The organism is Flavobacterium sp. (assembly GCF_043722275.1).
Classification (GTDB): domain Bacteria; phylum Bacteroidota; class Bacteroidia; order Flavobacteriales; family Flavobacteriaceae; genus Flavobacterium.
This window is the reverse complement of sequence record NZ_JAYSPC010000056.1, coordinates 25,012-43,766: the sequence shown is the minus strand read 5'-3', so window position 1 is coordinate 43,766 and position 18,755 is coordinate 25,012. Positions and strand designations below refer to the sequence as shown.

The following is an 18,755-nucleotide window of genomic DNA, read 5'->3' as shown; positions in this document are numbered from 1 at the left end:
ATTTTCAATTTTTATTTTTTTTAGTCTAAAAACTTAGCAACTTAGCAACTCAGCAACTTTTTTTAAAGCTTAAACTCATAAACGTTCCCTCCTATTTTATTTGTCTTTTCATCGGCAATTAATAAGGTATTATTGTCTTTGAAAACTATGGCTTCTTTTTGTGAAAAGTGATTTAGCTTTATTTCTGTTTGAGTTCCTTTATGGAATAAATCGCCTTTGTAACCTTTAAACAAAACAATTTTATCGTGACTTAGCAAAACTACTTTTTTTCCGTCAGGACTAATTGTTGCGCTTGTTAAAACGCAATGATTGTAATTATCGCAGGTTTTAAATTCGCCAATTTTGGTTGCTTTTTGAGTTCCGGGAGCATTTAAAATCTTGTAGATAAAAGCTGTTCCGTCAAAACCTTTGCTTCTGTTTTTTGTAAAAAGATAAAAGTAATTTCCGTGTTCAAAAAAACCTTCAACATCATAAAATAATTCTTTTTTCTTTGGAGGAAATTCTGTTTGCTCCGGATATGAGAATGAAATTTTATATTCGGCTACAGCCAAATCTTTATTGAGCTGATTTTTATTGACTTTATAAATACACAAATCTTTGCGTTCGTTATCATTATTTCCAAAATCTCCAATATAAAGATTACCGCTTTTATCTTTTGTAATATCTTCCCAATCAACATTAGTAGCGTTTGAAATTGTGATTGTTTTAGCTATTTTACCATTTGAATTTATGGCGTAAATGGCATTTTTATTTCCGCTGTCTTCTAATGTATAAATCAAATTATTTTCAGGAAAATAGGTAATTCCCGAAACTTCTTTTAACTTTTTAGGTAGTGAATAAAGTGTTTTCAAATCATCATTTGATTGTTGCTGGCAAGCCAACAAAGCGATAGAAACTCCAAGTAAAAAAAACTTTTTCATAATATTATTTTTTGTTTTTAACCATATAAGTTATATAAGATAATTTAAGACATTGCGTTGATATGAATTATATAACTTATATGGTTCAATAAACTTTTAAATTAAATGTGTGTTTTTAAAATTGCGCGTGATAAACTCAAACGCAGCAAACATAATATGTCCCATTGATATGGCGTTTTTAAATTTCATATCATTGGTATAACGGTACAATTCCATTTTTAGTTGATTCAAATGTTCATCGGTCGAAATAGTATCGTGACACATTATATTCAATAGTTTTTTGATTCTGTTTTCCGCAGAGTGAATACGTTTTGCGAGAATTGCTCTTTCTTCATCTTTATACTGAATAATAGATCTGTCTTCGAGTTTATCCTTAATCAATTTAATCATTGGATAATTCTCTTTGAAAAACTGCGGACGATATACTTTAAAATTCCCTTCGTAACATTGCTGGTCAAAATCAATTGGACGAATTTTATAGACAACCTGATCAAAATCGTGAATAGGAACAATAACATAATTGTACGCTCTCATATCGCCTAAAAGCCTGATCATGCAACGTTCATTGAACTTTACAAACTCTTTTGCAATTTGGGATTTTTCCATTTCGGTACAACTATCTAATAAAGTATCCATAAAAACATCGCCTGGAATCCCGATAATATGTTCCTCAATTAAAGTGTCTTTATAAACCAGAAAGTTAATTTTATCCGGCGATAGAATATCTTCTAATTCCAGTCCGTAAATTCTGGAAGCATCTGCTTTTTTTATATAAAAATGTACATAATTATCATTGAGAATATTTCGAACTTTTATTCTGAAAGGTTTTGAGTTTCCGAAAGTACAATAATCAATTGCATCGACATTTAAGAACTGAATGATCTCGCTATTTCCATCAGAATGCAAAAGCGAATATATTTTTTTCAGATTTAAATCAATTTCACTTCTTTCAAATTCACTATAATAAACCCGAATCCATAAAGTATCGGTTTCATTTTTATCATATACATTTACAGAACCTGAAAACCGCAATAAATCATCATAGAACACAGATACTTTTGAAATACGTTCGTATCGTTCTAAATAATTTAAAAGAGATTGCGTTAAAGGGTACGACGGTTTTTTTAAAACCATTAAAGGTTCGCTCATTTTGAATATCTTTATTACAAATTTACATTAAATAAAATTTAGCGTAACAATATCGAAGTTGAATCGTCATACTTAAAACTAAAACCGAAATAATTTGGAAACCATACTTACTATTGAGAATCTTCACAAAAGATACGGGCGAATTCAAGCCTTAAAAAATGTTTCTTTTGAAATACAAAAAGGCCGCGTTTATGGGATTTTAGGCCCAAACGGAAGCGGAAAATCAACTACTTTAGGAATTGTACTGAATGTTGTAAACCGCACATCAGGAAGTTACAGCTGGTTTGGAGGAAAAGTTCAAACTCACGAAGCTTTGAAAAAAGTAGGCGCTATTATCGAAAGACCTAACTTTTATCCTTACATGACTGCCGAGGAAAACCTGAAATTGGTTTGTAAAATAAAAAGCATCGATTATTCTAAAATCAACGAAAAACTTGATTTAGTTGGTTTATCTGAAAGAAAAGACAGCAAATTCAGTACTTTTTCGTTAGGAATGAAACAGCGTTTAGCCATTGCATCAGCGCTTTTAAATGATCCTGAAATATTGATCTTAGATGAGCCTACAAATGGTTTAGATCCGCAGGGAATTCACCAGATTCGTGATATTATCAAAAAAATTGCTTCGCAGGGAACTACTATTTTATTGGCTTCGCATTTATTAGACGAAGTTGAAAAGGTTTGTTCACATGTAATTGTTTTACGAAAAGGAGAAATCCTTTATTCAGGCGCAGTTGATACAATGGCAGCAAATGAGGGATTTTTTGAAATTATGTCCGATGATAATGCTGCACTAAAAAGTGTTTTGGCAACTCATTCATCAATTGACAAAATTACTGAAGAGGAAGGGAAAATTTTGGTTTATTTAAAATCAAATCTATCAGCTTCAGAATTAAATCAGTTTTTATTTTCTAAAAATATTGCTTTGAGCCATTTGGTAAAACGCAAAAACAGTTTAGAAGCACAATTTTTAGAATTAACCAAAAACGCCACTATCCAAAACAACTAAACCATGAACAGACTTATCTCTATAGAATTACAAAAAATCTGGAAAAACAAAGCCAGTCGTTTCCTTACTTTAACCTATTTTATTTTACTTTCGTTTATTGCCTTAATTGCTTCTATAAAATTTGACATTGGTCCTTTTAAATTCCATTTTGCCGAAATGGGGATATTCAATTTTCCATATATATGGCATTTTAACAGCTATATTGCTGTTTGGTTCAAACTTTTTCTAGCAATTGTTATTGTCTCCATGATGGCCAATGAATATAGCTACGGAACTTTAAAACAAAATTTAATTGATGGTTTAACCAAAAAAGAATTCATATTATCAAAATTCTTAACAGTGTTGCTTTTTACAATCTGTTCTACTGTTTTTATTTTCATAATGACCTTGATCCTGGGATTTTGCTTTTCATCGTATACAGAATTGAGTATTGTTTTTAGTGATTTAGAATATCTGCTTGCTTTTTTTGTCAATCTTTTAGGCTTCTTCTCTTTCTGTTTGTTTGCAGGTGTTTTTGTAAAACGTTCTGCTTTTGCTTTGGGTTTTCTTTTAGTTTGGTTTTTTATCGAATCGATTATAAAAGGTATCCTGGCTTTTATAATTTTTCCAACTAACGGTAACGATAAATATTTCACTCAATTTCTTCCGTTAGAAGCAATGTCTAATTTACTTATTGAACCAATCACAAGGCTATCGGCAATAAAAAGTTTTGGAAATCAGGTAGGGATTGAAAACACCAAAGATTACAGTGTTCACTCCTTCACAATCTTAATTGTTTTAGTATGGACATTTTTATTTATATACTTTTCTTACAAACTACTAAAAAATCGAGATTTATAGTATATTTGTAAGACTATGAATTATTTTAAAAGTTTTTTGTTTGTTTTGTGTTTTTGCTGCTTATCTGTGAAGATGAATGCGCAAAATATTACTATAGATGCTTCAAAAACACCTGAAGAATTAGTAAAGAATATATTGATAAATAGTTCTTGTATTGATATAGGAACTGTTAATGCATCTGGAAACCCAACAATTACCGGAAACAGTTATGCTTATTTTAACGCAGGAACCAGCAGTTTCCCTTTTCTGGGAGGAATTGTTTTAAGCACTTCTCCCAGTAAAAATGCTGCCGGACCTTTTAATGAATTAAATTCTGAAGGGCAAACGAATAAAAACTGGAAAGGCGATCCTGATTTAGAAAAAGCCTTAAATACGCCCGGAAGCACACAGGCAACCGTTTTAGAGTTTGATTTTGTTGCTTTAACTAACTCCATCAGTTTCAACTATATTTTTGCATCTAATGAATATCAGACTTACTTTCCCTGTAAATATTCTGATGGATTTGCTTTTTTAATAAAAGAAGCCGGAACCTCAGAAGAATATAAAAATTTAGCGGTTTTACCTAATACAACAACACCGGTTTCCTCAACAACAGTTCATACAATAATAAGCCCTGCTACTTCAGGAGGACAAACTTTTGAGGGTTGTAATGCGGTAAATGAAGAATTTTTTAATGGTTATAATAATGAGAATAGTCCAATAAATTATGCCGGACAAACTGTAGTAATGAATGCTCAAACTACGGTTATTCCAAAAAAAACCTACCATTTAAAATTGGTAATCGCAGATGATGCAACCGGACAATATAACTCTGCTGTTTTTATTGAAGCCGGAAGTTTTGCCTCTACAATAAATTTTGGAACAGATAAAACTATTGCTGATAACAATCCTGCATGTTTTGGTGAAACTATACCTTTAGATACTAAATTAGATAATACTTTATATAGCTTTAAATGGTTTAAGGAAGATGCCGCTAATAGTTTTGTAATAATCCCATCCGAAACCGGTTCAGTTTATAATGTATCAGCAACTGGGAATTACAAAGTAGAAGCCACTTTAACAGGTACAACTTGCGTGTCTACAGGTCAGATAAAGATTGAATATGCCCCGGAAATAATGTCAACTAACACCAGTTTACTGCAATGTGACGATGATACAGACGGAATTACGATTTTTAATTTAACCAAAGTTGATAATATTGTCAAAAATAATATTTCATCAATTTTGAATAAAGGCTATTATGAATCACTTACGGATGCTCAAACAAAAACAAATCCTATTATAACTCCTGAAAAATACAGCAATAAAACACCTAATCAGATTATCTATGCCAGACTTGAAAACCAATATGGTTGTTTTAAAATTGCTGAAGTAACATTACTGATTTCTAATGCAACAATTCCAAATCAAAATCCAATTGCAACTTGTGATGAAGATGAAAAGCAAGATGGTTTATACCAATTTAATCTAAGCACAGAAGTAACTCCACAAATATCCACAGGTTTGCCAGCCGGATTAGTTTTTAATTATTATTTAAATACTAATGACGCTTTAATGGACTTAAATGCATTACCAAATATTTTCAAAAATACAACTGCATTCAGCCAAATTATTTATGCAAAGGCTACAAACGGAGCAGACTGTTTTGATATAACTCCAATTACACTTATTGTAAACACATTTGATCCTGCTAATTTTCAAAATGAGACAACATATGTATGTAAAGGAGAAGAAATAATATTGAGCGTTGATACGGGTTTTACAAGCTATTTATGGAATACAGGAAGCACTGATAATTCTATAACGGTAGATTTGGCAGGTGATTATTCAGTAGTTGTAACAGATGTAAACGGTTGTGAAAAAACCAAGAAATTTAAAGTAATTTTATCTGAACCGGCTTTTATAACAGAAGCTGTTGTAAAAGATTTCTCCGGAATTGATAATTCGGTTTTAATCAAATATACGGGAGTTGGAAATTATGAATTTTCATTAGATGGAATTGTTTTTCAGAATGATCCTTTATTCAAGAATGTAAAAGCAGGAGCATATAATGCAATTGTAAGAGATAAAAATGGTTGTGGATTATCTAATTCATATCAGCTTTATGTTTTAGATTACCCAAGATTTTTTACTCCAAACGGTGACGGATACAATGATTTATGGTTAATTACAAATATAGATCAGCTTCCGGATTACAGAATCTTTATTTTTGATCGTTATGGAAAACTACTTAAACAAATGAATCAGGATGGTGATGGCTGGGATGGTCTTTTCAATAATCAACAATTACCTGCAGATGATTATTGGTTTACTTTAGAATTTATAGATGGCAGAACTATTAAAGGTCATTTTAGTTTAAAAAGATAAAATAAATATTTAATTAATTCTTAACCCTTTTTGTATATTTGAGTTTGATGAAAAATATATGAAATCTTTACGATTATTATCTATCATTTTACTACTTATTTCCACATCTGCTTTTGCTCAAAAAGAAGCTGCAATTTGGTATTTTGGATATGGTGCAGGTTTAGATTTTAATTCCGGAAATCCTGTTACTTTAACTGATGGGCAATTATTCACTAACGAAGGTTGCGCCAGTATTTCTGACAAAAAAGGAAATCTTCTTTTTTACACTGATGGATCAATTGTATATGACAAAAATCATCACGTAATGCTTAACGGGACAGGATTATTAGGTCATAGATCAAGTACACAATCAGCAATTATAGTTCCGAAACCTAAAGATCCAAATTTATATTATATTTTTACTGTAGATGAGCCCAACTCTTTAAACGCAGACAATAACCCTGCCAATGATGAAGATCCGCCAAATAGCGGTTTAAATTTTTCTGTTGTTGATCTTAGATTAAATAATGGCAATGGAGATATTGTCAGTACTCAAAAAAACATTCATCTTATTACTTATAATCCAAATGACGCTGAAGACAAAAAATTTAAATGTTCAGAAAAAATCACTGCAGTGCAACACAGTGACGGCATTTCATTTTGGGTAATCACTCATTTCAAAAACACATTTTACAGCTTCAAGATTAGTACCACAGGACTAGATCAGACTCCTGTACAAACAGTAACATCCCAAAATATTCCTTTAGGCGGTTACAATACAAATGCTATTGGATATTTAAAGGCTTCGCCCAATGGTAAAAAAATTGCTATGGCAAATATGGCAACCAAAACTTCAAATGATACTAATGCAAATGGGCAAATAAAACGAAATACAGGAAACGTTTTTCTTTATGATTTTAATGCAACAACCGGTATTTTAAATAACGAATTAACAATAATAAATAATGTTGATCCCTATGGAGTTGAATTTTCTCCAAAAACAACGAAACTATATATTACTATTAATATATATAATAATATAAGCGGTAATTCTTTAGGAAGTAGTCTAATACAATTTGATTTAAAAAAAGGCGATATTACAGGATCACAACAAACAATAAATTCTTCAACCTATATCGCTGGTGCCTTGCAACTGGCTATTGATGAAAAAATCTATCGATCAGGTTATTCAAACACTAACAATAATATCAATAAACTATCTGTAATAAATAATCCTGAATCTGATGGTATAAATTGCAATTACATACAAAACAAAATTGATTTAAAAGCGGGAATATCAAAACTGGGACTTCCTCCTTTTATTACCTCTTTATTTCTTTACACTTTTGAATACGAATATAATTGTTTTGGGCAATCAACGCATTTTTTTGTTAATTCTTTAGAAAACATCGATAGTTTTCTATGGGATTTCGGAGACGGAACTACTTCCAATGATAAAAATGCTTATCATATTTTTTCAAAAGCTGGCGATTATAAAGTAACATTGACAAAAACCGTAAATGGAGAAAATAGAGAGCCTATTGAAAAAATCATTACTATTTATGAGAATCCTACAGTAATGACAACTCCTTATAAATTGATTCAATGTGACACTCAGGATAATAATTCACTAGACGGACTGGCTACTTTTAATCTTGCTGCTGCTAACGAATCTATTTCATTAGGAAATAAAGATTATGAAGTGTTTTATTATCACAATAAAAATGATGCTGTAAATGACATTTATAACACATTATCAATTAATCCTATTTATAGAAATATTATTCCCAATGAAAATCTTTGTGCGAAAATAAGTCAACCAAATTCATCTTGTTACAGTTTTTCAAATGTAATTTTACAAGCAAATCCTAATATTCGTATTACAGCTGAAAACTTTTACAGATGTGATTCAGGTGATGGAAAATCCGAATTTGATTTAGAAGAAAAAAAACAACTTATTAAAACTGAATTAAATTTACCTTTTGATGTCAAATTATATTTTTACAATAATGAAAGTGATGCTTCATTGTCTCTAAATGAACTAAAAAACACTATTACAACAAACTCAAAAACTATTTATATTAGAGCCGAAAATAATGATGGCTGTTATGGAACTGGAAAATTTGACTTAATTGTTGAACCTGTTCCATTTTTAATATCGCAACCTGAAAATACAATATGTGAATCTACACTTAATCCGGAAGTAACTTTATATTCAGGAATCCAAATTTCTGAATATAATAATTATAGTTATCTGTGGTCAACTGGAGAAACTAGCCCCACAATTACAGTCACTAAAGAAGGGATATATAGTGTGACAGTTAAAAATAAATCAGGATGTGCTACAGCTTTAGATATACACGTAAAATTATCTCGACTTGCCGTAATAAATGAAATTGAAATAAATGATTTAAATACTTTAAACGAAGTCATTATAGATGTAAATCACCCTGAAGATTATAAATATATGATTCATTTTCAAGAGGGTAATTTTAGTAATTCTCAAAATTCCACCGTTTTTGAAAATATTCCCGGAGGCTTTCATGAATTAATTATTGAAAACATTGATGGCTGTGGAAGAATTGTCAAAAGTTTTGCCGTATTAAATGCTCCTAAATTTTTTACTCCAAATGATGATGGCTATAATGATTACTGGAATTTTAATGGAATAAACGATCCTATTTACAAAAATGCTGCTATTTATATTTATGATCGATATGGAAAATTATTAAAGCAATTATCTCCATTTGAAACAGGATGGGACGGAACTTATATTAATCAGCCAATGCCAGCTTCTGATTACTGGTTTACAATTCATCTTGAAGATGGAAGAGAAGCAAAAGGCCATTTTAGTTTAAAAAGATAAGCTAAGAAATTCCAGTTTTTAAATTACAAGTTCCAATACTTTTAAATCCAAAAAAAATCCCAAACTCCTTGTGGAATTTGGGATTTTTATATTGAAATTTAAATTTCTTAGAATTTAAATCTTTTTCTATCAGTTTCTGTCAAATAGATTTTTCTCAAACGAATAGATTTTGGTGTAACCTCTACATATTCATCTTTTTGAATGTACTCTAAAGCTTCTTCAAGAGAGAAAATAATTGGAGGAATAATCCTTGCTTTTTCATCATTTCCAGAAGAACGAACGTTAGATTGTTTTTTCTCTTTAGTTACGTTTACACACATATCATCAGCACGAGAGTTTTCTCCAATTACCTGTCCTTCGTAAATTTCGGCATTTGGTTCAACAAAAAACTTACCACGATCTTGCAATTTATCGATAGAATAAGGAATCGCTTTTCCTTTTTCCATAGAAATCAATGAACCTTTGTTACGTCCGGAAATTTCTCCTTTGTATGGCTCATATCCTATAAAACGGTGTGCCATAATAGCCTCACCAGCAGTAGCAGTAAGTAATTGATTACGCAATCCAATAATTCCACGTGATGGAATATTAAATTTCACAATCATACGCTCCCCTTTAGTTTCCATAGAAAGCATTTCACCTTTACGCAATGTAACGAATTCAACTGCTCTTCCTGAAAGATTTTCTGGTAAATCGATTGTTAATTCTTCAATTGGCTCACATTTTTTACCATCAATTTCTTTGATGATAACTTGTGGCTGACCAATTTGTAACTCATAACCTTCTCTTCTCATTGTTTCAATAAGAACAGATAAGTGAAGTACACCACGACCAAAAACCATGAATTTATCAGCAGAATCAGTTTCACCTAACTTCATAGCTAAGTTTTTCTCTAATTCTTTTGTCAATCTGTCTCTAATATGACGAGAAGTTACAAATTTACCTTCTTTACCAAAGAAAGGTGAATCGTTAATTGTAAACAACATACTCATTGTAGGCTCATCAATAGCAATTGTTTGCAAAGCTTCAGGATTTTCAGAATCAGCGATTGTATCTCCAATTTCAAAACCTTCAACTCCAATAATTGCACAAATATCTCCAGCAATTACTTGTTGTACTTTTTTACGTCCAAGACCTTCAAAAGTATGTAATTCTTTAATACGTGATTTTATTATTTTACCATCTCTTTTTACCAAAGAAATTGGCATACCTTCATTCAACACACCTCTTTCAAGACGACCGATAGCGATACGACCTGTAAAAGCAGAGAAATCCAAAGATGTGATTAACATTTGTGGTGTTCCTTCTGAAACTTTAGGAGCTGGTACATTAGCAATTACCATATCCAATAATGCTTCAACATTATCAGTTACGTTTTCCCAATGGTCAGACATCCAGTTGTTTTTAGCAGAACCGTAAACAGTTGGAAAATCCAATTGTTCTTCTGTAGCACCTAATTCAAACATTAAGTCAAAAACTTTTTCATGAACTTCTTCAGGAGTACAGTTTTCTTTATCAACTTTGTTGATAACTACACAAGGTTTTAAACCAAGGTCAATCGCTTTTTGCAATACAAAACGCGTTTGTGGCATTGGACCTTCAAAAGCATCAACTAGCAAACATACACCATCGGCCATGTTTAATACACGTTCTACTTCTCCTCCAAAATCGGCGTGACCAGGAGTATCGATAATATTGATTTTTGTTCCTTTATATTGAACTGATACGTTTTTTGAAGTAATAGTAATACCTCTCTCACGCTCTAAATCGTTATTATCAAGAATTAAATCACCTGTGTTTTCGTTGTCACGAAATAATTGACAGTGATACATAATTTTATCAACCAAAGTGGTTTTACCGTGATCGACGTGGGCAATAATTGCAATGTTTCTAATAGATTCCATCTGAGATTTTTAATGGGTGCAAAGGTACACTTTATTTTGATATAAAAAACGTTTCTGCGATAGTTTGCGTGTATACAAGTAATTAGTTCGTTAAAACAACGTAAATTTTACTGCTAAAATGAACTTTGCTTATTGTTTAGTTATAGTTAATTTAACTATATTTGAGTAATGAAAAGTAAAACTCTCCAAATTACTCTAATTTACGTTATCATATCGCTAATTATGGCAATTCTATGTCATAAAGTACTCACTACCTACTTTTCTAAAACAGAATATGTTTATTTATTCTTTATAAAAGATGTCTTTTTTATATTTACTACAGGTTTTATCTTCAAGTATATACTCGCAAAAAACGAAAAGAAAAATATTGCTGTTTTCGAAAAATTAAAAAGTACAAATGAGGAAATTAAAGAATCAAACGAAAAATACGACATTGTAGCAAAAGCAACAAGCGATACAATTTGGGATTGGAAAATTCAGGAAGACAGTATTAATTGGAACAAAGGAATCGAAGCTGTTTTTGGCTATAATCAGTCAGAAGTAGGAAAAACGTCAAAATGGTGGTTTGACAAAATACATCCTGAAGACAGTATCAGAATGTCTATTAAATTATATTCGTTTATTGAACAAAAAACCGAAAAATGGCAGGATCAATATCGTTTTAAATGCGCCGACGGTACATATAAATATGTTCTGGACAGAGGTTTTTTACTAAAAGACGAAAACGGACGAGCCATTAGAATGATTGGTGCAATTCAGGATATTACCAAACAGAAAGAAGAAGAACAGAGGTTAAAATTATTAGAAACCGTAATTACACAATCTAAAGACTCAATTTTAATCACGGAAGCAAATTCTGCAGATCGGAAAATCCCGAAAATAGTATATGTAAATCCTGCATTTTCGCACATGTCAGGATATTTGTCACATGAAATAATAGGAAAATCACCAAATATCTTCAAAGGACCAAAATCAGATTCTGAAGAATTAAAAAAACTATTAAGAGCTATAAAAAATGAAGAGGAATGTTTGATAGAAACCATAAGTTACACCAAGAAAAAAGAAGAATTTTGGGTGCGGTTTTCAATGATTCCAATCTTTAATAATGAAGGTGTAATTTCACACTGGATATCCATTCAAAGAGATATTACTGATGAAAAAAAATTAGAAACAGAAAAAGAACATCTTATCAGGGAACTAACCCAAAACAATAAGGATTTAAAACAATTCTCATACATAACATCTCACAATCTAAGAGCACCTTTATCTAATTTAATAGGACTTTTAAACCTTATAGAAGATATTCCGATTGAAAACCCTGAATTACAAGAAATTCTTGCAGGATTTACAAAATCTACACATTTATTAAACGAAACAATAAACGATTTAGTAAAAGTTATCATAATTAAAGATAATCCTTCTATGCAAAAAGAAGAAGTATCCTTAAAAGAAGTTTTTGAGAATGTTTTTAGTCAATTATCTTTTCAAATAGAATTACACAAACCAATTATTAAACTTAAATTTGAAAGAGTTCCATTATTAAACACAAATAAGGCATATATTGAAAGTATTTTACTTAATTTACTTACAAATTCAATAAAATATAAATCAGAAAACAGGAAACTAAAAATTTCCATCATTGCTGAACAAATAGATAATCGTACTATTCTAACCTTTAAAGACAACGGAATTGGAATTGATCTGGAAAGAAATGGCGATAAAGTCTTTGGTCTATATCAAAGATTTCACAATTATCCAGACAGCAAAGGATTAGGCCTATATCTTGTAAAATCACAAGTCGAAACAATGGGAGGAACAATTAGCATTGAAAGCGAAGTCAACAAAGGAACAACATTTACAATAACCTTCAAAAATTAACCAATATGCTCGAGCAAATTTTATGCATTGATGACGACCCAATCACGCTAATGTTATGCAAGAAAGTAATTTCGAAATCATCATTTTCCAAAGAAATAATTACCGCTCCAAATGGCGAAGAAGCACTACATCATTTCAACACCTTAAAATACAATAAAAATAAAGCCAATAAACCTCAATTGATTTTTCTAGACTTAAACATGCCTGTTATGGGTGGTTGGGAGTTTTTAGATCATTTTACGGCTCCGGATTATAACGAATTTAATACTGCAAAAGTAATCGTATTATCCTCTACAATTGATCCTGAAGATTTGGCTAAAGCAAAAAAATACCCTATCATAATCGATTTTCTTTCAAAGCCAATCACACAACAAATGCTCGAATATTTAAAAAAGAAAATGAACCTTCAATAACCGCATATCTCCGAAGCTTTTATTTCATTCATCATAATAAGCATAATGGCGTTACCCTCCGGGTCGGGCTGTCTACTAAATCTTTTGTTCCAGCTTATTAAGGAATAAACCAGAAATATTATCTTGTCACAAAAGGATATCGCTCCCATCCCTAACGCAATCAGGAATAAACCACACCACTTTAAAATATAAAAAAATCCAAATTCTAACTGATCGCGTAGTTTAAAACTATTGCTAGTAGAATTTGGATTTATGAATTAACAGAAAGCCAGAATTATAATTTCGACCTATCTCATTTATATTTTGAATTTTATCCAAAAGTATTAGCAATAAAAGTCTCAAAATTGAGTTCTCCTTTTTGATATAAACAAAAAAAGCCCTCTAATAGAGGGCTTTTATATATTTAGGAAATTGTAATTAATTACAATTTAGCAACATGCTTAGTTAATTTAGACTTCAGGTTAGAAGCTTTATTATCATGAATGATGTTCTTTTTAGCTAATTTATCAATCATAGATATTACAGTTGATAATTTTGAAGTAGCATCAGATTTATCAGTAGCTATTCTTAATGCTTTAATAGCATTACGAGTAGTTTTATGTTGATATCTGTTAAGAACTCTTCTTTTTTCGTTACTTCTGATTCTTTTTAATGCTGACTTATGATTTGCCATTTTTTTTAATTTTAGATGTAATAATTATTATATATACTAGTTAAAAAAGAAAAACCTCCCACAATTGTAAAACAATCACTTTGGTTTTAACTAATAAAATAAAGACCGAGACACCAGTTTTTATTTTACAAAACTTATTTACAACTAATTTCAGTAGTCTGTAAGGGAATCGAACCCCTGTTACCAGGACGAAAGCCTGGAGTCCTAACCCCTAGACGAACAGACCAGTATCCTCTAAGTTTTCTCCAATTTAATAAATTGAAATTTTGTAGCCCGTAGCGGAATCGAACCGCTCTTACATGGATGAAAACCATGCGTCCTAACCGATAGACGAACGGGCCATTTTAATTCTCAATATTTCAAGAAATTTAGCAATAAAAAAGTAGTAGCCCGTAGCGGAATCGAACCGCTCTTACATGGATGAAAACCATGCGTCCTAACCGATAGACGAACGGGCCTGCTTCTCTAATGCGGATGCAAAAATACAACTATTTTTAAGATGTACAATACCTGATGCAAAAAAAAGTAAAAAAAATTAATATGCCTTTGCAAACAACACTCTTTTAGAAGATGGATTCCCAGTAAATACACAGGTTCCCGCCTCTTCTACAGCGTCTAAAGGAATACAACGAATGGTTGCTTTTGTTAGGTCTTTTATTTTCTCTTCTGTCTCAGCTGTACCGTCCCAATGTGCCGATACAAAACCACCTTTTCCGTCTAAAATTTCCTTAAATTCCTCAAAACTATTTACTTCCGTAATATGAGTATCACGATAATTTAATGCTTTATTAAATAAATCAGTTTGTATCTGTTCAAGAAGATCATTTATATAAGTAACAATTTCTTCCCCAGAAACTGTCTCTTTTGTCAATGTATCACGTCTGGCAACTTCAAAAGTTCCGTTTTCTAAATCTTTTGGCCCAACTGCAATTCTAACAGGAACACCTTTTAATTCCCATTCAGCAAACTTGAATCCTGGTTTTTGAGTCGTTCTGTCATCATATTTAACTGAAATCTTTAATTTCTTAAACTTAGCAGTTAATTCATTAACCGCTGCGCTAATTTCAGCAAATTGTTCATCTGTTTTATAGATAGGAACAATAACTACTTGTATAGGTGCTAAATTTGGAGGCAAGACTAATCCCTGATCATCAGAATGTGTCATTACCAAAGCTCCCATTAAACGAGTAGAAACTCCCCATGAAGTTCCCCACACATGCTCTTGTTTCCCTTCGGCATTTGTAAACTTTACATCAAAAGCCTTTGCGAAATTTTGCCCTAAAAAGTGAGATGTTCCTGCTTGTAACGCTTTTCCATCTTGCATTAAAGCTTCAATACAATAAGTTTCATCAGCACCCGCAAAACGTTCTGTCTCGGTTTTAATACCTTTAACAACCGGAATTGCCATAAAATCCTGAGCAAATTCAGCATAGACATTCATCATCTTTTCAGATTCCTCTAAAGCTTCTGCCTTTGTAGCATGAGCCGTATGCCCTTCCTGCCACAAAAATTCAGCAGTTCTTAAAAACAAACGAGTACGCATTTCCCAACGAACAACATTTGCCCATTGATTAATCAATAAAGGTAAATCTCTGTAAGATTGCACCCATCCTTTATAAGTAGACCAAATAATCGCTTCACTAGTAGGACGAACAATAAGCTCTTCTTCTAATTTAGCATCCGGATCTACCATTAGTTTTCCGGGTTTGTCCGGATCATTTTTTAACCTGTAATGTGTTACAATAGCACACTCTTTTGCAAATCCTTCTGCATTTTTTTCTTCAGCTTCAAACATGCTTTTAGGCACGAATAAAGGAAAGTATGCGTTTTGATGTCCGGTTTCTTTAAACATTCGATCTAACTCAGCCTGCATTTTTTCCCAAATAGCATATCCGTACGGCTTAATAACCATACATCCTCTAACTCCTGAATTTTCGGCTAGATCTGCTTTAACAACCAGCTCGTTATACCATTTCGAATAATCTTCTGATCTTGTAGTGAGGTTCTTACTCATATTGAATAGTTTGGCACAAATTTTGTTTTAATAATTTTAACTAAATAGTTTGACAAAACTAACTATTTTTGTAATGTGCAACAATAAAAAACACCACAGATATGAAAACTTCTACATCTCTCCGCCAAAACTCAAGTCATTTTTATATAATTGGATTTCTGAGTTTTCTATTAGCATCGTGTGGTTCTTACCAAAATACTTCATATAATGACAACGACGGAGTATACGGTGGTTCAACAAGAACGTATGCTACAAATACCACAAACACCAACAATCAATATAAGGACTACTTTAAATCATTGCAAGATGATAATCAACCAACTGAAATTTTTACAGACGTTGATTCTTATGGTAATTACTCAGATACCGACAGCACGCAAACTGCTACTGCAACCGCTTATCCTGCTTGGGGAAGCGCAAACTCAGAAGTTGCCGTAAACGTATATTCTGACCCTACATGGTCAATGGGAATCGGAATTGGATTCGGATATCCATATTATGGATGGGGTTACGGAGGCGGCGGTTATTGGGGTTACCCAAGTTACTGGGGACCTGGATGGGGTTATCCGGGATGGGGTTACCCAGGATATTGGGGCGGTGGTTATGGATACGGATATAACAACTACTCTTACAGCTACGGAAGAAGAGGATCTGCCGCTTATTATGGAGGAAGAAACTATGCTTCTAACAGAAGCTACATGACAAACAGAGGCTATAACACGAATAGAAACTACAGTTCAGGAAGAAATTATAACACAAACAGAAATAGCTATACTTCATCAAACAGACAAAATGGCTACTCTGACTTTAGAAGAAGTTCTACTGCAAGCGGAAGAACATATAATTCATCAAGTCCAAGTTTCACAAATAGAAGAGCTACAACAACTCAAGGTCAAAGTAATAGTTATGATTATTCTAGAAGATCAAGCAGCAATACAACCACAAACAGAAGTTACAACAACAGCACAAACAGCTCACCATCAAGAAGCTACTCTCCTAGCCCATCACGCTCTATGAATAATAGCGGCGGAGGAAGCATGAGATCATCTGGCGGCGGTGGAGGCGGTGGCGGTAGATCATACGGCGGAGGTGGAGGCGGAAGAAGATAATTGACTCTTCACAAATCTAAAAAATCACAATAAAACTTATCCAAATGAAAAAAATAGTATTCCTACTTATTACAGGACTAACTGTCAGCGTCTCACATTCACAAGAAGTATCAGATGCCATTCGTTACTCACAAGACAACTTAACAGGAACAGCAAGATTTAGAGCAATGAGCGGTGCGTTTGGAGCAGTTGGCGGAGATTTATCTTCTATGAGCGTCAATCCTGCCGGATCTGCAATTTTCTCAAATAACCAGATGGGAGTAACTTTAAGCAATCAGGATATCAAAAACAAATCAGACTATTTTGGAAATCAAACGAGTGATAAGGAAAATTCATTTTTACTGAACCAAGTAGGAGCTGTATTTGTTTTTCATGACCATAATCCAAGTAACAACTGGAAAAAAATTGCTATTGGTGCAACTTATGAAAACACAAATAATTTCAACAATAATACTGTATCAGTAGGAACAAATCCAACCAATTCTATTGCCAATTATTTTCTTGCGTATGCTAATGGAATTTCGTTAGGCGACATAACTCAAATTCCTTACAAAGATCAATTTTACAATGAACAACAAGCGTATTTTGGATATAGAGGATATGTAATAAATCCTGTTGCAAATACAGATGACAATACTCAATATGTTTCAAATGTTCCTGCGGGAGGTAATTATTATCAGGAAAATGAAACTCACACCAGCGGTTACAATGGAAAATTAAGCTTTAATATTGCTACATCATTTAAAGACAGACTTTATTTGGGAGCAAACTTAAATGTACATATCACAGATTTCAGAAGAACAAGTACATTTTATGAAGACAATGACAATCCATTACAATCAACAGAAACCATATCAAATTTGCGTTTCAATAACGAACTTTATACATATGGTAACGGATTTTCATTTCAACTTGGTGCAATTGCCAAAGTTACAGAGTCATTCAGACTTGGTTTAGCATATGAATCTAACACTTGGTACGATCTTTATGATGAAGTTTCTCAAAGTTTATACACAACAACCCAAGCTGCAGGAGGACAACCAATAAATAATAATGTTAATCCAAATATTGTAAATGTATATGAGTCATATACTTTACAAACTCCGGGAAAAACAACTTTTAGTGCAGCGTATGTTTTTGGAAAATCCGGTTTAATCAGCATTGATTATGCAATTAAAGATTATGGAAATGCTAAATATAAACCAACAAACGACGCCGGGTTTAGAGGCGTAAACAGTGACATTAGCAATCAATTAACTAATAGTGGTGAATTAAGAGTTGGTGCAGAATATAAAATAAACCAATTTAGTTTACGAGGCGGATATCGTTACGAAGGAAGTCCATATAAAAACGGAACAACTATTGGAGATTTAAACAGCTATTCAGGAGGTTTAGGTTATAATTTTGGAGGAACTAAAGTAGATTTAGCGTATTCCTATTTAGAAAGAAAATCGAATCAGGGATTTTTTGCCACAGGATTTACTGATGGCGCCAATATTACATCGAAACTAAATAATGTTTCTTTGACTTTATTATTTGAATTGTAATTAAGAATAAATAGATGAATTGAAATTTCCGTCAGGTTTACTTGACGGATTTTTTTTTTAGCCCTGATGGTCCCGAAGTTTCGGGAGGCA

General features: G+C 32.2%; 13 protein-coding genes and 3 tRNA genes. 8 read left to right on the top strand and 8 right to left on the bottom strand.

Going from position 1 to position 18,755, the window contains the following annotated elements; translation table 11 throughout:
* Positions 1 to 62 precede the first annotated feature (62 nt).
* Positions 63 to 920, bottom strand: a complete 858-nt coding sequence (locus ACHZDT_RS07250) for a hypothetical protein (RefSeq protein ID WP_394773959.1) — start codon at positions 918 to 920, stop codon at positions 63 to 65.
* A 96-nt stretch (positions 921 to 1,016) separates the two neighbouring features.
* A complete protein-coding gene (locus ACHZDT_RS07245) occupies positions 1,017 to 2,069 on the bottom strand; it encodes a hypothetical protein (RefSeq protein ID WP_394773958.1) in 1,053 nt (350 codons plus the stop codon).
* Positions 2,070 to 2,163: 94 nt separating this feature from the next.
* On the opposite strand from ACHZDT_RS07245, the gene ACHZDT_RS07240 reads away from it, so the two are divergent.
* From ACHZDT_RS07240 to ACHZDT_RS07225, 4 genes are all read left to right on the top strand, one after another.
* A complete protein-coding gene (locus ACHZDT_RS07240; protein ID WP_394773957.1) occupies positions 2,164 to 3,075 on the top strand; it encodes an ABC transporter ATP-binding protein in 912 nt (303 codons plus the stop codon).
* A gap of 3 nt (positions 3,076 to 3,078) precedes the next feature.
* The gene (locus ACHZDT_RS07235; protein WP_394773956.1) at positions 3,079 to 3,915 is read left to right on the top strand and encodes an ABC transporter permease; all 837 of its coding nucleotides are present in this window, start codon (positions 3,079 to 3,081) and stop codon (positions 3,913 to 3,915) included.
* Positions 3,916 to 3,987: 72 nt separating this feature from the next.
* Positions 3,988 to 6,282 carry a choice-of-anchor L domain-containing protein gene (locus tag ACHZDT_RS07230; protein WP_394773955.1) on the top strand — a complete coding sequence of 765 codons (2,295 nt, stop codon included), beginning with the start codon at positions 3,988 to 3,990 and terminating at the stop codon, positions 6,280 to 6,282.
* Positions 6,283 to 6,340: 58 nt separating this feature from the next.
* Positions 6,341 to 9,127, top strand: coding sequence for a T9SS type B sorting domain-containing protein (locus tag ACHZDT_RS07225; RefSeq protein WP_394773954.1), 2,787 nt, complete (start codon positions 6,341 to 6,343; stop codon positions 9,125 to 9,127).
* A gap of 107 nt (positions 9,128 to 9,234) precedes the next feature.
* On the opposite strand, the gene typA is transcribed toward ACHZDT_RS07225, so the two are convergent.
* Positions 9,235 to 11,031, bottom strand: coding sequence for a translational GTPase TypA (gene typA / locus ACHZDT_RS07220; protein ID WP_394773953.1), 1,797 nt, complete (start codon positions 11,029 to 11,031; stop codon positions 9,235 to 9,237).
* A gap of 222 nt (positions 11,032 to 11,253) precedes the next feature.
* Here typA and ACHZDT_RS07215 point away from each other — a divergent pair, with 222 nt between their 5' ends.
* Positions 11,254 to 12,909, top strand: a complete 1,656-nt coding sequence (locus ACHZDT_RS07215) for a PAS domain S-box protein (protein WP_394773952.1) — start codon at positions 11,254 to 11,256, stop codon at positions 12,907 to 12,909.
* A gap of 5 nt (positions 12,910 to 12,914) precedes the next feature.
* Positions 12,915 to 13,322, top strand: a complete 408-nt coding sequence (locus ACHZDT_RS07210; protein ID WP_394773951.1) for a response regulator — start codon at positions 12,915 to 12,917, stop codon at positions 13,320 to 13,322.
* 421 nt (positions 13,323 to 13,743) lie between these two features.
* Here the strand turns inward: ACHZDT_RS07210 and rpsT are convergent, their stop codons facing one another.
* From rpsT to proS, 5 genes are all read right to left on the bottom strand, one after another.
* Positions 13,744 to 13,995 (bottom strand): 30S ribosomal protein S20, encoded by a 252-nt coding sequence (gene rpsT, locus ACHZDT_RS07205; RefSeq protein ID WP_056252442.1) that lies wholly within the window; start codon positions 13,993 to 13,995, stop codon positions 13,744 to 13,746.
* Positions 13,996 to 14,149: 154 nt separating this feature from the next.
* A tRNA-Glu gene (locus ACHZDT_RS07200) sits at positions 14,150 to 14,221 on the bottom strand.
* A 43-nt stretch (positions 14,222 to 14,264) separates the two neighbouring features.
* A tRNA-Glu gene (locus ACHZDT_RS07195) sits at positions 14,265 to 14,336 on the bottom strand.
* Positions 14,337 to 14,381: 45 nt separating this feature from the next.
* Positions 14,382 to 14,453: transfer RNA gene (locus ACHZDT_RS07190), tRNA-Glu, on the bottom strand.
* Positions 14,454 to 14,530: 77 nt separating this feature from the next.
* Positions 14,531 to 16,009, bottom strand: a complete 1,479-nt coding sequence (gene proS, locus ACHZDT_RS07185; RefSeq protein WP_394773950.1) for a proline--tRNA ligase — start codon at positions 16,007 to 16,009, stop codon at positions 14,531 to 14,533.
* Positions 16,010 to 16,110: 101 nt separating this feature from the next.
* Between proS and ACHZDT_RS07180 the strand changes: the two genes are divergently transcribed.
* Together ACHZDT_RS07180 and ACHZDT_RS07175 are read left to right on the top strand one after the other, a co-directional pair.
* Positions 16,111 to 17,118, top strand: coding sequence for a hypothetical protein (locus ACHZDT_RS07180; protein ID WP_394773949.1), 1,008 nt, complete (start codon positions 16,111 to 16,113; stop codon positions 17,116 to 17,118).
* A 44-nt stretch (positions 17,119 to 17,162) separates the two neighbouring features.
* Complete coding sequence (locus tag ACHZDT_RS07175; RefSeq protein ID WP_394773948.1) at positions 17,163 to 18,665, top strand: OmpP1/FadL family transporter; 1,503 nt, start codon at positions 17,163 to 17,165, stop codon at positions 18,663 to 18,665.
* The last annotated feature ends 90 nt before the right edge of the window (positions 18,666 to 18,755 follow it).